Genomic DNA, 20,220 nt, shown 5'->3' on the forward strand with positions numbered 1-20,220 from the left:
CTAAGGAATCGGCGGGAGTGGAATATCATCACTGCGCTTGGCACCCGCGGTCATCTCGCGGCAAAGTCGCAAGAACTCTCGTACCCCCGTGGTAAGATACTTGTGGCGGGGCCAGATGAAAGTGAACTGACGTTTTAAGTCTAATTCCGGTGTTGGCAGAGGCACTAAGCTGCCGCGCCGGAACGCATCACGCAGTGCTAGCCTGGAAACGCAGCCAATGCCTAGACCCGATTCCACCGCCCGCTTAATACCCTCGGTATGTTCAAGCTCCAACAGGGTATTAAACCGGCTACGCCGGTGGCGCGCGGCGTGTTCAAGAGTCATGCGAGTGCCAGAGCCCTCCTCGCGCATAATCCAGTCTTCACGCAACAGTTGTTCCAGCTCAAGATGCTCGCGCCCCGCCAACGGGTGGCGCGGCGAGCAGAACACACACAGCTCATCTTCCACCCAGGGCTGGCTAATAATCATATCGTCGTCGCACTGCCCTTCAATCAGCCCTAAATCAAGCGAGTGCTGGCGCACACTCTCAATAATGTGACGCGTATTGCGCACCGCAAGACGCACCCGGCTGCCGGGGTAGCGCTGCATGAAATCGCTAATTAATAAGGTCGCTAAATAGTTGCCTATGGTTAGCGTCGCGCCCACATCCAACGCGCCCACGCCTTGCTGGCCGCGCAACAGTTCTTCTACCTCCTCCGCCCTATCTAGCAGGGCAACCGCTTTCGGCAACAGCTGAAAACCTAACGCATTAAGCTTCAACCGCTTTCCCATGCGATCAAGAAGCTGGCAGTCAAATTGACGCTCAAGCTCCGCTAGCGACGTGCTGGTGGCAGACTGGGACATCGCGAGGGCACGCGCTGCCTGGGAAACACTTTCGTGCTGGGCGACCGCCACAAAGACTTCCAACTGGCGCAGGGTGTAATGCATAGCAAGAACCTATCTTGTTTCGGCAGCATATCTATTTTTTAGATAAGTGTTATCAGTATAATTTGCTTAACAGATATATCTCTCTTTATTTAGAATTACCATCAACATATTTAGCCATCTTTTATGCTTTTTTAGAATATGGCAGACGAGGCTTAGGCCACTCTGCCCAATGGAGGAGTTAGCATGAGCAAGTTTGCCCTGGAAGAAGTCCTCAGCGTTCACCACTGGAACGACACCCTGTTCAGCTTCCGCACCACTCGCGAGCGTAGCCTACGCTTCAAAAATGGTCAGTTTGTGATGATTGGCCTGGAAGTGAACGGTAAACCGCTGATGCGTGCTTACTCCATTGCTAGCCCTAACTACGAAGACCACCTAGAATTTTTCAGCATCAAAGTGCCCGATGGCCCGCTCACCTCGCGCTTGCAGCACCTTCAGGTCGGTGACCAAATTATGGTCAGCCGAAAGCCTACAGGCACGCTGGTATGCGATGACCTGCTACCGGGCCGCAACCTTTACATGCTTTCCACCGGCACGGGCCTTGCACCGTTTATGAGCCTGATCCAAGACCCTGAAGTGTACGAGCGCTTTGAAAAAGTGGTGCTGGTACACGGCGTGCGCGAAGTGTCTGAACTGGCCTACGCCGACTTTATTACCAAAGAACTGCCTGCTCACGAATATCTAGGCGAAGAAATTGCCGAGAAGCTGGTGTACTACCCTACGGTAACCCGTGAAGAGTTCCACACTATGGGACGCCTGACCGATCACATTCGCAGCGGCAAGCTGTTTGAAGATACCGGCCTTCCGCCGATTGATCCGCGCCAAGACCGCGCGATGATTTGTGGCAGCCCCGCCATGCTCGACGACACTAGCTCACTACTAGACGAATTGGGCCTGAATATTTCCCCGCGCATGGGCGAGCCGGGCGATTACGTGATCGAGCGTGCCTTTGTTGAGAAGTGAGTAGTGAGTAGTGAGTAGAAAAATTCTAGTCGCTAATACAAAGCCCCTGCTGGAGATGATCCACAGGGGCTTTGTGCTGCTTACTGCCTACAGTTCAAACAACTTACTGCTTTTTACTTACCATTCACCACTCACAGTTAACAAACCTAAACCGCGTCTTTACCGGTTTCACCGGTACGAATACGGATTACCTGCTCCAGCGGCATTACAAAAATTTTGCCGTCGCCGATTTTGCCAGTATTGGCAACCTGAGTGATGGCATCGATTCCCTGTTCTGCCATATCGTCATCTACCGCGACTTCCAGCTTTACTTTAGGCAGAAAATCCACCACGTACTCTGCACCACGGTATAGCTCTGTGTGACCTTTCTGGCGGCCAAAGCCCTTCACTTCCGTTACCGTAATGCCCTGCACGCCGATATCAGAGAGCGATTCGCGTACGTCATCAAGCTTAAACGGCTTGATAATGGCTGAGATCAATTTCATTGCGACATCCTCTAGCTTGGTGGCCTTTTATCAAAGGTTGGCGGGACACTGCTGTTAGCCAAGCCCGTTACTATTAAGCATACACCGCTACTGGCAGAGAATAAAAAATCAACGCAAATGTGCAGTGAGAGTGTACCAAGACAAAAAGGCCTCCCACGTAGGGAGGCCAAGGGAGCACGCCAGCTCATTTCATTAGCACGAGCTTATTTCTTAACGCTAAACTCGGGGTAGGCTTCAAGACCGCACTCAGCGATATCGACACCTTCATACTCTTCTTCTTCGCTAACGCGGATACCCATGATGGCTTTCAGCACCAGCCACACCACTAAGCTAGCGACGAATACCCAGCCAAAGATACCAACGATACCGATCAACTGTGCGCCGAAAGAAGCATCGCTATTGGTCAGCGGCACCGCCAACACACCCCAGATACCCACAACACCGTGTACCGAGATAGCGCCGACCGGATCATCTAGCTTGAGTTTATCTAGCGTAATGATAGCGAAAACAACGATCAAACCGCCCACCGCACCAATCACAGCAGCGCCTAGCGCAGAGGGGGACAGCGGATCAGCCGTAATCGCCACTAGACCAGCCAATGCACCATTAAGCGCCATTGTAAGATCCGCTTTACGGAACCACAGCTTGGCAAGAATCAGTGCAGCGAGCACGCCACCGGCAGCGGCCGCATTGGTGTTAACAAACACCTGAGCAACATTGTTGGCAGAGCTGATGTCAGACATTTTCAGCTCAGAGCCACCGTTAAAGCCGACCCAGCCCATCCAAAGAATGAAGGTACCCAACGTGGCCAGCGGCATGTTAGCGCCTGGAATCGCGTGGATAGAGCCATCTTTGCCGTACTTACCCTTACGCGGACCAAGTACCAATACACCGGCTAAGGCAGCGGCGGCACCCGCCATGTGAACAATGCCGGAACCCGCATAATCGGAGTAACCGACTTCAGACAACCAGCCGCCACCCCATGTCCAGTAGCCAGATACCGGATAGATAAAGGCTGTCATCACAACAGCGAAGGCCAGGAATGCCCACAGTTTCATACGTTCAGCAACCGCACCCGACACAATCGACATGGCAGTGGCAACAAACACCACCTGGAAGAAAAAGTCAGAGCGCATTGAGTAGTAAGGCGCATCATCACCGCCTGCGGTCACTGCATCAACGCTGTTTTCAGCGCCGATTAAGAAACCAAGGTTGGGTAAGAAGCCACCCGCGCTGCTGGAATACATGATGTAGTAACCGACCAACAAGTACATGGTGCAAGCAATCGCAAACAGTGCGATATTTTTGGTCAGGATTTCGGCGGTGTTTTTGGAACGCACCAAGCCAGCTTCAAGCATTGAAAAGCCAGCGGCCATCCACATTACGAGCACGCCGCAAATCAAGAAGTAAAACGTATCGAGCGCATAGCTCAAATCAGCTAACTCATTCATGAGGAGTTCCCCGTTGTATTAAGAGAAGTTATACGTAAAAGGCAGGCCGGAAAGCGTTACACGGCGTCAGCGCCGCGCTCACCAGTACGAATACGGATCACATCTTCTAATGGCGTTACAAACACCTTGCCGTCACCGATCTTGCCGCTGTTAGCTGCGCTGCAAATAGCATCAAGAACGCTCTCCAGACGCGCATCATCGACAGCAACTTCTACTTTTACTTTGGGTAGGAAATCGACGACATACTCTGCGCCACGATACAGCTCGGTATGCCCCTTTTGACGACCAAAGCCTTTAACTTCAGTCACCGTGATGCCCTGAACGCCGTTGTCGGCGAGCGCTTCACGAACGTCGTCAAGCTTGAATGGCTTGATGATAGCGGTGATGAGTTTCATCCCGGATCTCCCCTGCTGGATTAGGTAGCGGCAGCGCCGCCCGAATTAAGTACTTATCTCGTTAATGCGCATACCGTGCCACCCAGCTTTTTTTTCTTATAAGTCAGCAGTTTGTTTCATGAAATTTAAGATTATCCGATGACAAGGAAGACTTAGTAGCACCCGCGATCGCCTACTTGCACCATAAAAGAACATTAATAAAAGCGAGGCGCTTCATTTCGATGCAATCCATCGATACAGAAAGGCCAGACGCTAATTTGCAAACGACGCATGCGCATCGACGGCGGGGTGCGTATCCTTATTAGTAAGCAGTGCACATTTATGCGTGGTCATTTAAGGAGAGAGCTATGGCGCCTCAAGATCGCATCAGCCGTTTAGCCCAGCAGATTGGGGATCGTTTACAGAATGCGTCCCAAGCCCCGGAAGATATTCAGAAAGGCGTACAGCAGGTGGTACGTGGCGCCTTTGACAGACTGGAGCTGGTGTCACGGGAAGACTTTGATATTTTGATGGATGTACTGCAGCGCACGCGTTCCCGCGTTGAAGCCCTGGAGCGCCAAGTGGCCAGCCTTGAGGCAGCGGTGGAAGCCTCTACCTCAACAAGCAGCACCCCGGTTGAAGCAGAAGCGCCGCCGACGCCCGTTCAGCCACACAGCACTAAGAGCGAGGGCACCAAGACCGAAAGTACTAAAACCGAAAGTACTAAAACCGAAAGTACTAAAACCGAAAGCCCCGAACCGCCTAAAGCGGATACCTAAGCGTAAGCGACATACTATTGCCAGCGGCGAGCGGCTCCCTGCCGCTGGCTTTCCCACCTATTAATAAGAATCACTATCATTGACATTCGAATTGATGGTGATATCTTGTCTATGCGCTAACTTTTTTGCCTCTTTTTGAGCACCAATTAAGGGCAGCCGTACAAAGCAGTCCCATGTTGATACACGTATTGGATGGGTAACTGCACCAAGCTGCTCTCACCTCGATCACTAACGCCACGATGCCACAGCAGCAACGCGCTTCAACGCCTGAAATCACTTCCCAAGCGCTTTTGCAGCTTGGCCAGCGCTTTGGAATTCACTACCGCATTGAAGATTCACCTAGCCCTCTTAGCCCGGTAGCGCTTGGCCATGTTCACGATGTCAGGCTCTCGCAGGCACTCCACCTGACACTTTCTGACCTGCAGGTGGAACGCACTTATACCTCTACTTCCTACCAGAGTGTGCCATGGTTTATCAGCGTTATTTTGGAAGGGGAGATCAGTGTTCAGTTAGGCGAGACACCCTATCGACTAACGGCGGGCGATGGTTTTTGCGCGCATTTTGATGCCCAACACCCGCTCATTGTTATCCAGCCTGCCCAACCCCGCTTGCGCACTGTCAATGTCGCGGTATTGGCGACGTCCTCCCTTGCGCTACCGCCCCCCCCAAACAGCCCGCAATTTCATATTTGGCAGTTACCTGCTGCGCTAAGGCAAACGCTGTGCACCACCATAGAGCAACCAGCCGCAGCTTGGCGTCAATCACTGTTATGGCAAGGGCTGGCGCTGCAGCTCTTGGGGCTTGGACTACCAGAGCATCTCGAGCGACAGCCTAAATCCCCCAAGCTTTCCCAGCGTGACCGACGCTGCATCGCCGCGTTGCATCAGCAAATCACGAAGTACCCCGAGCAGCGCTATCACCTGCAAACATTGGCCAAAGAAGCGGCGATGAGCCCCAGTAGCCTGCGTCAGAAATTTCACGTTTGTTATGGCTGCTCAATTTTTGAACACCTGCGCGCTTCCCGGCTGCACAAAGCTTATCGCGATCTAGAAAAGGGGTTTAGCGTGCAACAGGCTGCTCATGCGTGCGGCTATCGCCATGCCAGCAACTTTGCTACGGCCTTCAAGCGCCAATTTGGTATGGCACCTCACAGCATGCAGCGCTAACCATAAACATCGTGACGTTGCCCCTGCATGCCCGGCACCTCCTGCAGGTACCCAGGTGCAGCCATCTATCACCAATAGTTCCTTCCTTCCGCGGCATTTGGCAGCACGCATAACTAGTTTGGCATTGCGCATACCTTTTGAGACTCGCAAAAGGCAATAATTCTCATTACTTATTTTTCCTTGCTTCCTCGGCCCACAGGAACTCTTCATGTCGTCAACACAACGCCTCTTTCTCCTCTCTCCATTTAGTAGCGCCCTGCTGATAGCCTTTACCGCCACTCCGGCTTTTGCACAGCAGGCTGCCGAGCTAGCAACGGTCACCGTTACCGCCCAGCAGGCGGCTACCAAAGTCACCACCCCTTTTATCGAAACGCCCCAAAGCGTTTCTAGCATTACCCGTGAACAAATGGATCACCGCGGGGTGAGCACCGTTCAGCGCGCTACCGATTACACGCCGGGTGTTTACAGCAACCAGGTCGGTGCCTCCAATCGCTTCGATTACCTGGTATTGCGCGGGTTTTCTGACGGCAGTTTGAGCAATACCTTCTTAGATGGCTTAAAGGTCATGGGTGATGCCAACTCCCATAGCAGTATGCGCATCGATCCGTGGTTTCTAGACAGCATTGAAGTGGTGCGAGGCCCCGCCTCGGTGCTCTACGGCCGCGCGTCACCGGGTGGTGTGGTGGCGCTAAACAGTAAGCGCCCTGAATTTGAACAAAGCGGTGAGTTACGTTTTCGGGTAGGCAACAATAACCAGCGCAGTGCCGCCTTTGACCTCACTGGGCCGATTGGCGCAGAACAGCGGGTGGCGTTTCGCCTGACCGGCATTGCCAGTACCGCCGACACCCAGTTTGGCCCCGCCGAAGAAGAGCGCTATGCCATTGCGCCCCGACTAACATGGGATATCACCGACGACACCAGCCTAACCGTAGAAGCTTATCTTCAAGATGAGCCAGAAGGCGGCTACCACTCCGGCGTGCCCTATGAAGGAGCGGTAGTACCAAGAAATGGCAAGAAGATCAGTAATAACTTCTTCGATGGCGAAGCCGACTACAACGCCTACGAGCGTACTCAGCGCATGGCTGGCTATACCCTGGAACATCGCTTTAATGACGACGTAACGGGCCGCCAGCTACTACGTTATCTCAATTCCGATGTGGTGCTTAACCAAGTCTATGGCTATGGCTGGACGTCACCCACCTCTGATGAATTAACCCGCTACTATTCTGGCAGTGATGAATCTCTAGAAGCCTGGACTATCGACAACCAGCTTGAAGCCACCATCAGCAGCGGCTTTATGGATCACACCTTGCTCGTTGGGGTCGATTATCAACAGCGAGAAAATGACGTGTCATGGCCTTCTGGGTATTTCCAACCCATTAATGCTTTCAATCCTGTCTATGGTAGCGGCCCGATTGAATTTTACGCCCCTATCCGTGAACGCCATGAGATAGACCAAACGGGTGTTTATCTACAGGATCAAATCGCCGTCGATAACTGGCGCTTCACGCTAGGCGGCCGCTACGACTGGGTGAATATCGACAATACCAACCGTGATAGCGGTGACACCAGCTCACTTAGCGATACCCAGTTCAGCGGCCGTGCTGGTGTGGTGTACCTGTTCGATAACGGTGTAGCGCCCTATGCCAGCTACTCGACCGCTTTCACGCCTACCAGTTTTGTGGATGAAAACGGCAACTTGTTAGCGCCGATGGAAGGTGAGCAGTGGGAGGTTGGCCTAAAATTCCAGCCTAACGGCAGCGCTAGCCAGTTCAGCGCAGCGCTGTTCCATATCAGCCAAGAAAACGTCGCAACCAAGGAGCAGCCATCCGACCCTTATCGCGCGGTAGGTGAAATTGAATCCCAAGGGCTGGAGCTGGAAGCACAAACCCAGCTAACCGAGGCGCTTTCTTTGCAGGCTGGCTATAGCTTTACAGATATTACCTACGCAAAAAGCGACGACGGCAATCAGGGCAACAATGCGATCTATTCGCCGCGCCATCAAGTGCAGCTGTGGGGTCAATACGCGATTAACGATGGCTGGCTGAACGGTGTAGATGTCGGGGTTGGCGTACGCCACTACGCAGATATTGCCGCCGACCGAGCCAACACTGAAACCGTCCCTGACTACACCCTGGTCGATGCCACCATTGGCTACGATCTAAGCCACATTGGCGTTGAAGGGGTCGAAACACGCCTAAATGTGAACAACCTGCTGGATAAAGAGTACGTGGCTTCCTGCAACTCGCTGGAGTACTGCTACTTCGGCGCAGAACGAGGCGTTACCGCCAGCGTTCACTATCGCTTCTAATCCATTGTTTATAAAACACTGCTTCTAAAACACTGCTTCTAAAAACGTCAGCGTCAGTGATGCCCAGGTATAGCGCCTGGGCATTTTTTTACTCAAGTTTTTCCCGAAACCAATGTTTGCAAACAATAAACATTATCGTTTAAATATACGCCTTACTTCTTGGATGGCTCCTCACCACCATGCGTCACTCCAGCTTGCTCTCTTTGCTCGCCCGCGGCGGGCTATTTGCCTTTTGCCTGCTGGCGTTTTCTACCGCCAAAGCACAGTGGGCAACTGTCGATTGGACTATTGCAGAGACCTTATTGGCGATAGACGCCCCTGTCAGCAGCGTTGCCCAGCAGAGCGACTACCACGCATGGGTGGGCGAGCCACGAATACCTAACAGTGCCACCGATATGGGGCTACGTAACCAGCCTAACCTGGAGCTATTGGCCCAAGTGCCTCCAGAACAAATATTGATATCCCCCATGTTTGCCGGGTTGACGCCGCGCCTGGAGCGGATTGCTCCTGTCAGCACCTTTTCGTTCTACTCACCGGGGAGCGATACGTGGCAAGAGATGCAGACATTAACGCGCCAATTGGGTGCGCTAACCGGACGTGACGCCCAGGCAGAAAAGCTGATCAACGACACTCAAACCCTAATGGCCAAACTACGCGACCAGCGCCCTGATAGTGCGCCGTTGCTGATGGTGCAGTTTATGGACGCCCGCCATGTACGAGTGTTTGGGGAAACCAGCCTCTACAACGCCGTACTTCAGCAACTGGCACTGCCCAATGCGTGGGATCAACCCACCAATGCGTGGGGATTTTCACTGGTGGGGATTGAAGCCTTGGCCCGCTATCCGGAGGCAACGTTAGTGATTATCGACCCACTCCCTTCAAGTATTGAGGAACAGCTCGAAAGCAGCGGTCTATGGCAGCACTTACCCAGTGTTCAGAATGCTCAACTACTACGCCTACCGCCCGTCTGGAGCTTCGGAGCACTGCCCTCTGCCCAGCGGTTTGCCCGAGAGCTGTTCGCTGCACTCGAGCCACACAGCCCAACTCAAGCGGCCGATCTAACTATTAACTAAGGTTTCTTTTCAAGCGCACGCTATTTTTAAACGTTCCAGATACCGTAGGGTTAGGTTAGGAATAAAAACTAGCGAGGGAGCGCCATGACACTAGCCATTGTGGCCACGCGCGCAGGCGTCGGGCTGGAAGCCCCCGCCGTGCATGTCGAGGTACATCTAGCAAACGGGTTGCCGGGGTTAACGCTAGTGGGCCTGCCTGAAACCGCCGTCAAAGAGAGCCGCGAGCGGGTGCGCAGCGCGCTCATCAATGCCGGATTTGATTTTCCCAATACCAAGCGGATTACCCTCAACCTTGCCCCTGCCGACCTGCCTAAAGAGGGTGGTCGCTTCGATTTGCCGATTGCGCTCGGCATTTTGGCTGCCTCCGGCCAGATTCCCGTAGATGCGCTAGAAGGCATGGAGTGCGCTGGCGAACTGGCGCTGGATGGCAAACTACGCGCCGTGCCCGGCGTATTGCCTTTTGCCCTTGCCACACGGCGCGTCAATAAAGCACTGATTATTCCACGCGCCTGTGCCGATGAAGCCGCACTAGCGGGCGATTTACCGGTGCTACCCGCCGACACCCTATGGCAAGTCGTGGCTCATTTGCTGGGGCAAGAGAAAATCCCGCCCCACCAGCTGTCTGCCTCGGTGAGATCCACTGCCCCCATTGCCGATTTAGCCGACGTGCGCGGCCAGCAGCAGGCACGCCGCGCGTTGGAAGTAGCGGCCGCTGGCGGTCACAACTTGTTGTTAGCTGGGCCTCCTGGAACCGGTAAAACCATGCTCGCTAGCCGCTTACCGGGCATTTTACCGCCGCTTTCCGAAGACGATGCGCTGCAGGTGGCTGCCGTGCGTTCGGTATGTGGGCTGCCCCTGGAAGCAGACTGGGGCCAGCGGCCGTTTCGTCAGCCCCACCACAGCGCCAGCGCCGCCGCATTGGTAGGCGGGGGCTCAAAACCCAAACCTGGGGAAATCTCGCTTGCTCACCACGGCGTGCTGTTTTTAGACGAGCTGCCAGAGTTTTCCCGCAATGTATTAGAAGTTTTACGGCAGCCACTAGAAACAGGGGGAATTCACCTCTCACGCGCCAGTCATGAGCGCCGTTACCCAGCGCAGTTTCAGCTCGTTGCCGCCATGAACCCCTGCCCCTGTGGCCACCTGGGGGATCCACGCCAGCGCTGCCAGTGCAGCGCCAGCCAGATTCAGCGCTATCAGGCACGGCTTTCTGGTCCGCTGCTAGACCGCATTGACCTGCAAGTAGAAGTGCCCGCTCTACCGCCCGAACAGCTCACCGCCCAAACTCAGGGTGAACCTTCCAGCGCCGTGCGCGAGCGGGTGATGGCCGCCCGAGAGCGGCAGATGGCGCGAGGTGCACTCAACAGCCAACTTAGCGGCAAAGCCCTAGAAGCCGCCTGCGCGCTGAACGATGAAGAGCGCGCCTGGTTGGCAGGCGTGCTGGAAAAACTCAAGCTCTCTGCCCGCGCCTATCACCGTGTTCTGCGGGTCGCGCTTACCCTGGCCGACCTACAAGGCGAACCCAAGCCCACTCATCCACACTTTATCGAGGCTATCGGCTACCGGCAGTTGGATAGGCTGCTAAGGGGAGCCTAGTGCACATTTTCAACAAAGTTATCCAAGGCATCAAACAGCACTTGCCGAATCGGCTCAGCTTCGTTAACTAAGTGGTGTCGGGCTTCTGGATGGCGGTGGATCTCGGCATTGGGAAATTTCTCCTCCAATACCGCCAAATTCCACTCCCAATCGACGGTTAAGTCTTGCTCACCCTGCAAAATAAGCGTCGGCAACGGGTTAGGTGCTAGCGCCAGCAAACGCGGCATCCAGCGTCGCATCGCGGTTATCCACGTAACGCTTAACCGCTCGGGTTGAAGTGGGTCTTGGTCACGCAAAAACGTCGTGAACTGCTCGTCAGTAGAATTAGGGCGATATTTACGCGGTAGCTCTTTTAAAAAGGGGCTGGCAATAAGGTGCAGCCAGCTAGACTGACTCCAGCGCCAAGGACGTACCAATGGCGCCAGCAGCACAATACCTGCCCAGCCTGCCGCCTCACGGCGGGTAAGCGCATCGGTCGCCAGGATAGCCGCCCCGGTGCTCTGCCCGACACCTAGCCACGGCATAGGGGCCATGCCCTGGAGCTGCAATGTCGCCTGCAAATGCGCAAGGCAGTGCTGGTAGTCGTCAAAATCTTCAATTTCGGCGCGTGGGCCGCTGGAAAGCCCATGACCAGGAAGATCCCACAACACCACACGCCACCCTTTAGCCAACAGGCAGCCGAGCAAATGGCGGTAAAGGCCCAAATGATCAAAGTAGCCGTGAATCACAAACGCAGTGCCGGTTGGAACAGGCGGGCTCCATACTTGGCACCAAAGGGCAAAGCGTCCAGTATCAATAAATCCCGCGTGCACTTCACTGGTGTCGTTTAATAGCGTTTCTAAGCCGTAGTGGCGAAAATAGTCGTGCACGGCGTCCGTTAGCGCATCGCCCGGCCTTAGTCGAGAGAGTGATGACTTGCCTGCTGCTTGCCGAAACAAGCCTTCCAGGTGTTGGAAATTATGCATTAACGTCTCTCCGTGAACGCCACCTATCCATTGGCTGAATGACAGCGGAGACCACTACCGCTCTCATCATTTGGTCGAGCATTTTGCTGCTTTACGGCATCGACTGTTTACATGCCAGTTCAGTTGTGGAAGTATTTTCCACAAATATACATTTAACCTGACCGTGGCACGATAATATCCCACGGGCACCTTTCATAGGAGAACCCCATGAGCGAGCGTATCACGCGTCACCGTTTACAGGTGTCAGCAGACCTGGACCGTTTCATCAATGAACAGGCTTTACCGGGCACTGGTGTTGACGAAAACACTTTTTGGGCTGGCGTTGACGCCCTGTTCCATGATTTGACACCGAAAAATCGCCAACTGCTTGAAGAGCGCGACACGCTACAAGAAAAACTGGATGCCTGGCACCGTGAGAATCCTGGCCCGGTTAGCGATATGCCAGCTTACCGCAGCTTCTTGAAAGAAGCAGGTTACCTGGTTGATGCGCCAAATAGCGTTAAACCCACCACGGCCAATGTAGACCGAGAAGTGGCTATTCAAGCAGGCCCGCAGTTGGTAGTACCTGTGAGCAACGCCCGCTATGCTCTGAACGCTGCTAATGCCCGCTGGGGCAGTTTGTACGATGCCCTGTACGGCACCGATGCGATTTCGGAAGAAGACGGCGCTGAAAAAGGCACCAGCTTCAACCCGAAGCGCGGTCAAAAAGTTATCGCTTATGCTCGCGGCGTGCTCGATCGTGCAGCTCCACTGGCCACAGGTTCTCACCGTGATGCGGTGAAATACGCTATTCGTGACGGCCACTTGGTCGTTAGCCTGGAAGGCGGTCGCGAAACCGGCCTAAAAGATTCCGGCAAGCTGATCGGCTTTAACGGCGACGCATCTGCCCCGGAAGCAATCCTGCTCGCCAACAACGGCCTGCACCTGGAAATCCAGATCGACGATAGCCACCCGATCGGTAAAACCGACCCTGCTCACGTGAAAGACGTGGTTGTCGAAGCGGCGCTGACCGCGATTATGGATTGTGAAGACTCCGTTGCTGCTGTCGACTCTGAAGATAAAGTCGGTGTTTACAGCAACTGGCTTGGCCTGATGAAGGGCGACCTGGAAGAGAGCATCGACAAAGGCGGCAAAACCTTCAAGCGGACGCTGCACGCTGATCGTACTTGGCAAACCACCGATGGCAGCACCGTTAAACTGCCGGGTCGTTCGCTGATGTTCGTGCGCAACGTTGGCCATTTGATGACCACGCCTGCCATCCTAGACGAAAACGGCAACGAACTGCCGGAAGGTATCTTGGACGCAGTAGTGACCTCACTGCTGGCGCTGCACGACCTGAAAAAAGACGCCGATCAGCCGCGTAACTCACGCGCTGGCTCAGTGTATATCGTGAAACCGAAAATGCACGGGCCGAAAGAAGTAGCATTCGCCAACGAGCTGTTTGGTCGCGTTGAAGACATCTTGGGCATGAGCCGTGACACCCTGAAAATGGGCATCATGGATGAAGAGCGCCGCACTACCGTCAACTTGAAGGCGTGCATTGCTGAAGCGGCTTCTCGGGGTGTATTCATCAACACCGGTTTCCTTGACCGCACCGGTGATGAAATGCACACCGCCATGGAAGCAGGCCCGATGGTTCGCAAAGGCGATATGAAGAGCGCTGCGTGGATCACCGCCTACGAGAAGAACAACGTGCAGGTAGGCTTAGCCTGTGGCCTGCGTGGTCGTGCTCAAATCGGTAAAGGCATGTGGGCGATGCCGGATCTGATGCATAACATGCTAGAGCAGAAAATTGGCCACCCGAAAGCGGGTGCTAACACGGCATGGGTGCCCTCTCCAACGGCGGCTACGCTACATGCGCTTCACTATCACCAAGTCAACGTAACGGATGTACAGCGCGAGCTGGAAGCCCAGGGCGAACCCGATTTCTTGGATGACCTGCTCACCGTGCCAGTCGCCGAAAATGCCAACTGGTCGGATGAAGAGATTCAACAAGAGTTGGATAACAACTGCCAGGGCATTCTGGGCTACGTAGTGCGCTGGGTTGAGCACGGCGTGGGCTGCTCGAAAGTGCCAGACATTCATAACGTAGGCCTGATGGAAGACCGCGCTACGCTGCGTATTTCCAGCCAACATATTGCCAACTGGCTGCACCACGGCATTGTCGATGCGCCGCGAGTGGAAGAAACGCTTAAGCGTATGGCTAAAGTGGTTGATAAGCAGAACGCTGGCGACCCCACCTACACTGCTATGAGCGCCGACTTCGAAGGCTCAACCGCCTTTAAAGCAGCCTCTGACTTGGTGTTCAAAGGCCGCGTTCAGCCTTCTGGCTACACTGAGCCGCTACTCCACGCGTGGCGTCAGGTGCACAAGGCGAAGTAAGCCCGTTTTACGGTATCATCAGCCTCGAGGCGCACGCCTCGGGGCTTTTTTATAAAGGACAATAATAATGACCGTAATGACTGCCGAGCAGATTGAACACTTTTTAGATGAGGTGTTTCCCCAGCGGATGGGCAGAATTGAAAGCGTTGGCCCGATGAGTGCCACCCTGCGACTAACGATCGGTGATGAACACCTTCGCCCTGGCCCTCGGGTATCTGGTCCAACCATGATGGGCTTTGCTGATGTGGCACTGTATGTGGCCATTTTGGCACAAATAGGCCCCGAAGCCATGGCGGTCACCAGTGACTTAAACTGCCATTTCTTACGCGCGGCCTCTGGCGAACACGATATTGTTGCTCACGCCAAACTCATCAAGTTAGGCCGCCGTCTAGCGGTAGGCGAAGTGCAGATATTCTCGGCCTGCGATGACACTAAGCCGGTTGCGCATATTACCGCGAGCTATGCGCTGCCAGACAACCCAGCTGGCCAACCACCGCGCTAACGGCTGAGCAACGCAGTAACGGCTAAGCCTAACCAGCCTGCCATCAGCAGCAAACCACCGATGGGCGTCACAACACCAACGCTAAGCCCCACTAGGGCCATCAGGTAAAGCGAGCCTGAAAACGCCGTGATACCCAACGCCCAAAGCGCCAGCACTATTCGCTGTCCTGGCTGAGGGTCCTGGCTGCGCCAAGCCAGCATCGCTAACATGGCCAACGTATGCCACGCTTGATAACGCACGCCAGTTTCAACGATGTCGACCATGGCAGCAGTGGTACGCGATGCCAACCCGTGAGCCGCATAAGCTCCTAGTATCACCGTTAATGCTCCTGAGAGGGCCACTAAACACCACCAGGGTTTGTCTGCTCGCTGCATGGGTTACTCCTGTTTATAACTATTTATTGTAAGCACTTGAGATAAGTACCTGAGATAAGTACCTGAGATAAGTACCTGAGATAAGTACCTGAGATAAGTACCTGAGATAAGCACTCGATATTTCACTGAGATGATTAACGTTGTCACATACCTTGAGCGGTGCGAAACCGCTACAATAGACAATGTTTTGCCTCACCGAATGGGACACTTACCGTTATGCCTACTCCTAATGAGTCGATACAACTGACGCTCAATGGCGAATCGCATACGCTGGCAGCTGGCCTTAGCGCTGCTGATCTGATTGAGCAATTAGGCTTGACCGGGCGCCGTATCGCTGTGGAAATTAACGAACAGATCGTGCCCAAAAGCCAGCTTGCTCAAACGCATTTAGCCAATGGCGACCAAATAGAAGTCGTTCACGCCATCGGCGGCGGCTAGCTTAGCCCGTCACCCGTTTTTGCTTTCACAAGGAACCGCTATGACGCCACTGACTGATACACCGTTTACCGTTGCTGGGCGCGAGTTCAGCTCCCGTCTGCTGGTGGGTACTGGCAAATACAAAGACTTTACCGAGACTGGCGCGGCCATTGCCCAAAGCGGCGCGGAAATTGTCACCTTTGCTGTGCGCCGCACCAACTTAGGTCAAGATGCCGACGCGCCTAACCTTCTCGATGTCATTTCACCTCAACGCTACACCTTGCTGCCCAACACCGCTGGTTGCTACAACGCCAAAGATGCGGTGCGTCCCTGCCGTTTGGCGCGTGAGCTGTTAGAGGGCCATAACCTAGTCAAACTGGAAGTACTCGGCGACGACCACACGCTCTACCCCAATGTGGTCGAGACGCTAAAAGCCGCCGAAACACTGCTGGCTGACGGTTTCGACGTGATGGTGTACACCAGCGACGACCCCATTGTGGCACGTGAACTAGAAGCCATGGGCTGCTGCGCTATCATGCCGCTAGGTTCGTTGATTGGCTCGGGACACGGCATTCAAAACCCGCATAATGTACGCCTGATTGTTGAGCAAAGCAGTGTGCCCGTGCTGGTCGATGCGGGCATTGGCACTGCATCTGACGCCGCCATGGCGATGGAGCTAGGGTGTGACGGCGTGCTGCTCAACACAGCGATTGCTCACGCCCGCGACCCGTTGCGTATGGCTAACGCCATGAAGCTTGCCGTAGAAGCTGGCCGCGATGCCTTCTTAGCAGGCCGTATGCCTCGCCGCCAGAGCGCCGACCCCTCTTCGCCTTTTGCAGGCCGAATTAACGGCTGGTACAGAGACATCATGACCGATACGAACGACACCACGCCTGAAAGCAACGCTGCCGGCTCTGAGAGCAACACCACTGGTCCTGAAAATGCTGATGCCCCGCTACACCGGCGGGGGGTTAAGAGCTACGTGATTCGCGCAGGGCGCATGACCCCAGCACAAAGCCGCGGCTTAGAAGACGTTTGGCCACGCTTAGGACTAACGATTGCCAATGGGCGACAGGAGTTGGATACCCTGTTTGGCCGCCAAGCACCGCGCGTGGTGGAAATTGGCTTTGGTATGGGTAACTCACTCATCGAGCAAGCCGAACGCCACCCAGATACTGACTTTATCGGTATTGAGGTTCACGCGCCTGGTGTGGGCAAGCTGCTAGACGAGGTAGATAAACGCGGCCTAACCAACCTGCGCGTTTACCGCGAAGATGCCTTAGCGGTGCTGGAGCAGTGTCTACCTGAAGACTCATTAACCACGCTACAGCTTTTTTTCCCCGACCCATGGCCGAAGAAGAAGCACCACAAGCGACGCATTGTGCAACCCGCGTTTGTTGAGCTGATTCGTACGCGCTTAAAACCTGGAGGCACCTTTCACATGGCGACCGACTGGGAAGCCTACGCCGAGTGGATGGCCGAGGGGATGGACGCCGCGCCCGGCTACGTGAATACCGCTAGCTCAGAAACAGCGCCCTACGTGCCGCGCCCAGACTTTCGCCCACTCACCAAGTTTGAAGCCCGCGGCGAGAAACTTGGCCACGGCGTATGGGATTTGATCTACCGCCGTGACGTTTAAAAATAGCAATTAAAGGTAGCTAAGCGTCGTTTACGTTCGCTTATCGTAAACGACGCGATGCAGCGTACCGCTACCGCTTTCAAAGGCATCAATATTCGCCAATGTGGTCTCGGCGATATTGGTCAGCGCCTCGGCGGTAAAGAATGCCTGGTGGCCGGTAATCAGCACATTGTGAAAGGTCGTCAGGCGCATGAACTGATCATCGTCGATCACCCCATGAGACAAGTCTTCGAAGAACAGCTGCTCCTCCTCTTCGTAAACATCTAGCCCTAAACGGCCAATTTTGCCGCTTTTCAGACCAGCGATCACCGCCGGGGTATCGACCACTCGGCCGCGGCCAGTGTTGATCAGCATGACACCCTGCTTCATTTGCGCGATGGCATCGGCGTTAATCAGGTGATCAGTATCGGGTGTTAATGGGCAGTGTAGCGAAATAATATCTGCTTGAGCATAAAGCGACTCAAGCGGCACGTACTCCACAAACGGCTCGGCATTCGGGTTTGGAAAAGGATCGCTGGCAACTACTCGGCAGCCAAAGCCATGCATGATATTGGCAAAGATCAAGCCAATCTGCCCAGTACCAATCACGCCCACGGTTTTGCCATGCAGATCGAACCCCAGCAGGCCATCCAGGGCAAAGTTGCCCTCGCGCACTCGATTGTAAGCGCGATAGGTCATACGGTTCAGACTTAACACTAAGGCCACCGCGTGCTCTGCTACGGCATGAGGTGAATAAGCGGGCACCCGCGCCACGGTAATTCCCAACCGCTCGGCCGTCGCCAAATCGACATGGTTGAAGCCTGCTGAACGCAGCGCCACTAAGGTCGTACCATTGTCATGTAACTGCTGTAACACGGCCGCATCAAGGCAATCGTTAACAAAGGCACATACCCCATCAACCCCTTTCGCTAACGGAGCCGTATCTGCCGTCAGGCGCGCATCGAAAAAACTTAATTCATGATGCCTTGCTGCATTGGATCGAGCTAGAAAGGTTTGGTCGTAAGGTTTAGCGCTAAAAACGGCAATGCGCATGGCATTTCTCCTGACTCTGGATGGATGATCAGCATAGGCAATTTGCCCATTATCTGCCTAAACGTCAGAAGAGGTATTCACCGAGGTCAAAGAAAGATGCCGCTAGAAAAAAGAAAGCCGCTCCAAGCGGGAGCGGCAAAAGACCGTGACTAGCAATGAAAGGGAGAAACCATGACAGGAAACTGGCGCTGGTCTTTGAAATAGCGTCGTGGTTGCCAACGCCTCATCAAACGCTGACCACAGCCTACGCATGGCATCTCAAGGAAAATCACAAAAACGTAGCGCATAAAAAAAAGAAAGCCGCTCCAAGCGGGAGCGGCAAAAGACCGTGACTAGCAATGAGAGGGAGAAACCATGACAGGAAACTGGCGCTGGTCTTTGAAATAGCGTCGTGGTTGCCAACGCCTCATCAAACGCTGACCACAGCCTACGCATGGCATCTCAAGGAAAATCACAAAAACGTAGAGCATAAAAAAAAGAAAGCCGCTCCAAGCGGGAGCGGCAAAAGACCGTGACTAGCAATGAGAGGGAGAAACCATGACAGGAAATTGGCGCTGGTCTTTGAAATAGCGTCGTGGTTGCCAACGCCTCATCAAACGCTGACCACAGCCTACGCATGGCATCTCAAGGAAAATCACAAAAACGTAGCGCATTAAAAAAAAGAAAGCCGCTCCAAGCGGGAGCGGCAAAAGACCGTGACTAGCAATGAGAGGGAGAAACCATGACAGGAAACTGGCGGTTTCTGTCGTGGTTGCCAACGTCTCATCAAACGCTGACAATCACAATATAATCATTCTCATTTACCCCGTCAACCCAAATGCGAATACTTTTTATTTATTTTTAGATTAGCCCACCAACTGCAACCAAAAGGGCAACGTCAGCATCGCTAACAGCGTCTGGCCGGTAATAATTGCCGCCATCAGCTCAGCATCACCACCCAGCTGTCGAGCAAGAATGTAGGCAGACGTGGCAGTAGGCAGCGCTGCAAACAGCAGCGCCACATCGCGGCTGATAGGGTCCAGCCCCACCAGCCACGCTAATAACAGCACCACCGCAGGCATTAACATCAGCTTTATGCTATTTGTCGCTATCACGCCACGATCAAGCCGTAACAGTGCCGCTGGGCGAAGCGCCACACCCACGGCAATTAGCCCTAGCGGCAGCGCCGCACCACCCAACAGCCCTACTGTATCCTGACTCCAACCGGGCAAGCCAACCCCCGAAAGATTGAGCCCGATACCCGCTAGACAGGACAAAATCAGTGGATTTTTAGCCAGTGCAAGGGCACTTTGGCCAAGGCTTCCACTACCCAGCGTACCTGCCGCGACAAAGCTTGCGACGCACATTACGTTCACCACCGGCACCATAAGCGCCACCGCCACTGCAGCGGTAGTCGCCCCCATGCTGCCATGTAGCGCCGCTGCCCCCGCAACGCCCACGTAGGTGTTAAAGCGCACGGCGCCTTGGAACACCGACGTGAACGCCGCTGGCGTTAAACCAAGGTAACCACGACAGCGCCATAGCAACAGACCAAAAACCCCCATAGTGCCGAGTAGTACCAATGCTATGCGTCCAACCGGCACTTGGCTGACATCAGCAGTGGCCAACGTACCTATCAGCATTGCTGGAAATAGCACAAAGTAGATCAGACGCTCCATTTGCGGCCAAAACGTAGCACTTGGCCAGCGGCCATAGCCAATGGCAGCGCCCAGTAAAATCAATAAAAACAGTGGCCCAAGTGCGCCAGTAATACTCTCCATTGTTATTCCTTGTTAACTGCGACATCCCAG

General features: G+C 54.3%; 18 protein-coding genes and 1 pseudogene. 11 read left to right on the plus strand and 8 right to left on the minus strand.

The features are described from left to right. Entirely contained in the window at positions 1 to 927 is a 927-nt protein-coding gene (locus tag REH51_RS08285; protein WP_498937544.1) for a LysR family transcriptional regulator, read from the minus strand. 183 nt (positions 928 to 1,110) lie between these two features. On the opposite strand from REH51_RS08285, the gene REH51_RS08290 reads away from it, so the two are divergent. After that, the gene (locus REH51_RS08290) at positions 1,111 to 1,887 is read left to right on the plus strand and encodes a ferredoxin--NADP reductase (protein WP_009723196.1); all 777 of its coding nucleotides are present in this window, start codon (positions 1,111 to 1,113) and stop codon (positions 1,885 to 1,887) included. Positions 1,888 to 2,033: 146 nt separating this feature from the next. Here REH51_RS08290 and REH51_RS08295 read toward each other — a convergent pair whose 3' ends face one another. From REH51_RS08295 to REH51_RS08305, 3 genes are all read right to left on the minus strand, one after another. Next, entirely contained in the window at positions 2,034 to 2,372 is a 339-nt protein-coding gene (locus REH51_RS08295) for a P-II family nitrogen regulator (RefSeq protein WP_498937546.1), read from the minus strand. Positions 2,373 to 2,575: 203 nt separating this feature from the next. Continuing rightward, positions 2,576 to 3,823, minus strand: coding sequence for an ammonium transporter (locus tag REH51_RS08300; protein WP_498937548.1), 1,248 nt, complete (start codon positions 3,821 to 3,823; stop codon positions 2,576 to 2,578). 56 nt (positions 3,824 to 3,879) lie between these two features. Further along, a complete protein-coding gene (locus REH51_RS08305) occupies positions 3,880 to 4,218 on the minus strand; it encodes a P-II family nitrogen regulator (RefSeq protein ID WP_007112359.1) in 339 nt (112 codons plus the stop codon). A gap of 347 nt (positions 4,219 to 4,565) precedes the next feature. Between REH51_RS08305 and REH51_RS08310 the strand changes: the two genes are divergently transcribed. The 5 genes from REH51_RS08310 to REH51_RS08330 all read left to right on the plus strand — a co-directional run bounded on the left by REH51_RS08310 (position 4,566) and on the right by REH51_RS08330 (position 11,119). Then, on the plus strand, positions 4,566 to 4,976 hold the full coding sequence (locus REH51_RS08310) for an accessory factor UbiK family protein (protein ID WP_009723198.1): 411 nt from the start codon (positions 4,566 to 4,568) through the stop codon (positions 4,974 to 4,976). Between the two features lie 239 nt (positions 4,977 to 5,215). Next, positions 5,216 to 6,142: an AraC family transcriptional regulator gene (locus REH51_RS08315; RefSeq protein ID WP_009723199.1), complete on the plus strand. Its 927-nt coding sequence runs from the start codon at positions 5,216 to 5,218 to the stop codon at positions 6,140 to 6,142. 208 nt (positions 6,143 to 6,350) lie between these two features. Continuing rightward, on the plus strand, positions 6,351 to 8,453 hold the full coding sequence (locus REH51_RS08320; RefSeq protein WP_009723200.1) for a TonB-dependent siderophore receptor: 2,103 nt from the start codon (positions 6,351 to 6,353) through the stop codon (positions 8,451 to 8,453). A gap of 179 nt (positions 8,454 to 8,632) precedes the next feature. After that, positions 8,633 to 9,526 carry an ABC transporter substrate-binding protein gene (locus REH51_RS08325; protein WP_498937549.1) on the plus strand — a complete coding sequence of 298 codons (894 nt, stop codon included), beginning with the start codon at positions 8,633 to 8,635 and terminating at the stop codon, positions 9,524 to 9,526. Between the two features lie 84 nt (positions 9,527 to 9,610). Further along, positions 9,611 to 11,119 (plus strand): YifB family Mg chelatase-like AAA ATPase, encoded by a 1,509-nt coding sequence (locus REH51_RS08330; RefSeq protein ID WP_498937551.1) that lies wholly within the window; start codon positions 9,611 to 9,613, stop codon positions 11,117 to 11,119. Here REH51_RS08330 and REH51_RS08335 read toward each other — a convergent pair. Next, positions 11,116 to 12,084, minus strand: coding sequence for an alpha/beta hydrolase (locus tag REH51_RS08335; protein ID WP_234667971.1), 969 nt, complete (start codon positions 12,082 to 12,084; stop codon positions 11,116 to 11,118). The genes REH51_RS08330 and REH51_RS08335 overlap by 4 nt on opposite strands. A gap of 207 nt (positions 12,085 to 12,291) precedes the next feature. Here REH51_RS08335 and REH51_RS08340 point away from each other — a divergent pair, with 207 nt between their 5' ends. Both REH51_RS08340 and REH51_RS08345 read left to right on the plus strand, forming a co-directional pair. Next, positions 12,292 to 14,466, plus strand: a complete 2,175-nt coding sequence (locus REH51_RS08340) for a malate synthase G (protein ID WP_498937554.1) — start codon at positions 12,292 to 12,294, stop codon at positions 14,464 to 14,466. A 67-nt stretch (positions 14,467 to 14,533) separates the two neighbouring features. Then, on the plus strand, positions 14,534 to 14,968 hold the full coding sequence (locus tag REH51_RS08345) for a PaaI family thioesterase (RefSeq protein ID WP_009723205.1): 435 nt from the start codon (positions 14,534 to 14,536) through the stop codon (positions 14,966 to 14,968). Here the strand turns inward: REH51_RS08345 and REH51_RS08350 are convergent. Then, on the minus strand, positions 14,965 to 15,342 hold the full coding sequence (locus tag REH51_RS08350) for a DUF423 domain-containing protein (RefSeq protein ID WP_009723206.1): 378 nt from the start codon (positions 15,340 to 15,342) through the stop codon (positions 14,965 to 14,967). The two genes, REH51_RS08345 and REH51_RS08350, sit on opposite strands and share 4 nt — an antisense overlap. Before the next feature lie 216 nt (positions 15,343 to 15,558). On the opposite strand from REH51_RS08350, the gene thiS reads away from it, so the two are divergent. From thiS to trmB, 3 genes and pseudogenes are all read left to right on the plus strand, one after another. Further along, complete coding sequence (gene thiS / locus REH51_RS08355) at positions 15,559 to 15,780, plus strand: sulfur carrier protein ThiS (RefSeq protein ID WP_009723207.1); 222 nt, start codon at positions 15,559 to 15,561, stop codon at positions 15,778 to 15,780. Positions 15,781 to 15,820: 40 nt separating this feature from the next. Further along, a pseudogene (locus tag REH51_RS08360) lies at positions 15,821 to 16,612 on the plus strand (thiazole synthase); the annotation flags it as partial. 15 nt (positions 16,613 to 16,627) lie between these two features. Further along, positions 16,628 to 17,398 (plus strand): tRNA (guanosine(46)-N7)-methyltransferase TrmB, encoded by a 771-nt coding sequence (gene trmB, locus REH51_RS08365; RefSeq protein ID WP_498937737.1) that lies wholly within the window; start codon positions 16,628 to 16,630, stop codon positions 17,396 to 17,398. A gap of 30 nt (positions 17,399 to 17,428) precedes the next feature. Here the strand turns inward: trmB and REH51_RS08370 are convergent, their stop codons facing one another. Together REH51_RS08370 and REH51_RS08375 are read right to left on the minus strand one after the other, a co-directional pair. Beyond that, positions 17,429 to 18,430, minus strand: a complete 1,002-nt coding sequence (locus REH51_RS08370; RefSeq protein ID WP_498937556.1) for a 2-hydroxyacid dehydrogenase — start codon at positions 18,428 to 18,430, stop codon at positions 17,429 to 17,431. Positions 18,431 to 19,275: 845 nt separating this feature from the next. Further along, positions 19,276 to 20,190 carry an AEC family transporter gene (locus REH51_RS08375; RefSeq protein WP_009723212.1) on the minus strand — a complete coding sequence of 305 codons (915 nt, stop codon included), beginning with the start codon at positions 20,188 to 20,190 and terminating at the stop codon, positions 19,276 to 19,278. Positions 20,191 to 20,220: the final 30 nt, after the last annotated feature.

Source organism: Halomonas bluephagenesis (assembly GCF_054790765.1).

Excerpts from the sequence above, each read along its gene's own strand:
- trmB (WP_498937737.1), top strand. The coding sequence starts at position 16,628 with ATGACCGATACGAACGACACCACGCCTGAAAGCAACGCTGCCGGCTCT.
- REH51_RS08305 (WP_007112359.1), bottom strand. The coding sequence starts at position 4,218 with ATGAAACTCATCACCGCTATCATCAAGCCATTCAAGCTTGACGACGTT.
- REH51_RS08320 (WP_009723200.1), top strand. The coding sequence starts at position 6,351 with ATGTCGTCAACACAACGCCTCTTTCTCCTCTCTCCATTTAGTAGCGCC.
- REH51_RS08285 (WP_498937544.1), bottom strand. The coding sequence starts at position 927 with ATGCATTACACCCTGCGCCAGTTGGAAGTCTTTGTGGCGGTCGCCCAG.
- REH51_RS08325 (WP_498937549.1), top strand. The coding sequence starts at position 8,633 with ATGCGTCACTCCAGCTTGCTCTCTTTGCTCGCCCGCGGCGGGCTATTT.
- REH51_RS08310 (WP_009723198.1), top strand. The coding sequence starts at position 4,566 with ATGGCGCCTCAAGATCGCATCAGCCGTTTAGCCCAGCAGATTGGGGAT.
- REH51_RS08350 (WP_009723206.1), bottom strand. The coding sequence starts at position 15,342 with ATGCAGCGAGCAGACAAACCCTGGTGGTGTTTAGTGGCCCTCTCAGGA.
- REH51_RS08345 (WP_009723205.1), top strand. The coding sequence starts at position 14,534 with ATGACCGTAATGACTGCCGAGCAGATTGAACACTTTTTAGATGAGGTG.
- REH51_RS08340 (WP_498937554.1), top strand. The coding sequence starts at position 12,292 with ATGAGCGAGCGTATCACGCGTCACCGTTTACAGGTGTCAGCAGACCTG.
- REH51_RS08330 (WP_498937551.1), top strand. The coding sequence starts at position 9,611 with ATGACACTAGCCATTGTGGCCACGCGCGCAGGCGTCGGGCTGGAAGCC.
- REH51_RS08290 (WP_009723196.1), top strand. The coding sequence starts at position 1,111 with ATGAGCAAGTTTGCCCTGGAAGAAGTCCTCAGCGTTCACCACTGGAAC.
- REH51_RS08370 (WP_498937556.1), bottom strand. The coding sequence starts at position 18,430 with ATGCGCATTGCCGTTTTTAGCGCTAAACCTTACGACCAAACCTTTCTA.
- REH51_RS08300 (WP_498937548.1), bottom strand. The coding sequence starts at position 3,823 with ATGAATGAGTTAGCTGATTTGAGCTATGCGCTCGATACGTTTTACTTC.
- thiS (WP_009723207.1), top strand. The coding sequence starts at position 15,559 with ATGCCTACTCCTAATGAGTCGATACAACTGACGCTCAATGGCGAATCG.
- REH51_RS08375 (WP_009723212.1), bottom strand. The coding sequence starts at position 20,190 with ATGGAGAGTATTACTGGCGCACTTGGGCCACTGTTTTTATTGATTTTA.
- REH51_RS08295 (WP_498937546.1), bottom strand. The coding sequence starts at position 2,372 with ATGAAATTGATCTCAGCCATTATCAAGCCGTTTAAGCTTGATGACGTA.
- REH51_RS08335 (WP_234667971.1), bottom strand. The coding sequence starts at position 12,084 with ATGCATAATTTCCAACACCTGGAAGGCTTGTTTCGGCAAGCAGCAGGC.
- REH51_RS08315 (WP_009723199.1), top strand. The coding sequence starts at position 5,216 with ATGCCACAGCAGCAACGCGCTTCAACGCCTGAAATCACTTCCCAAGCG.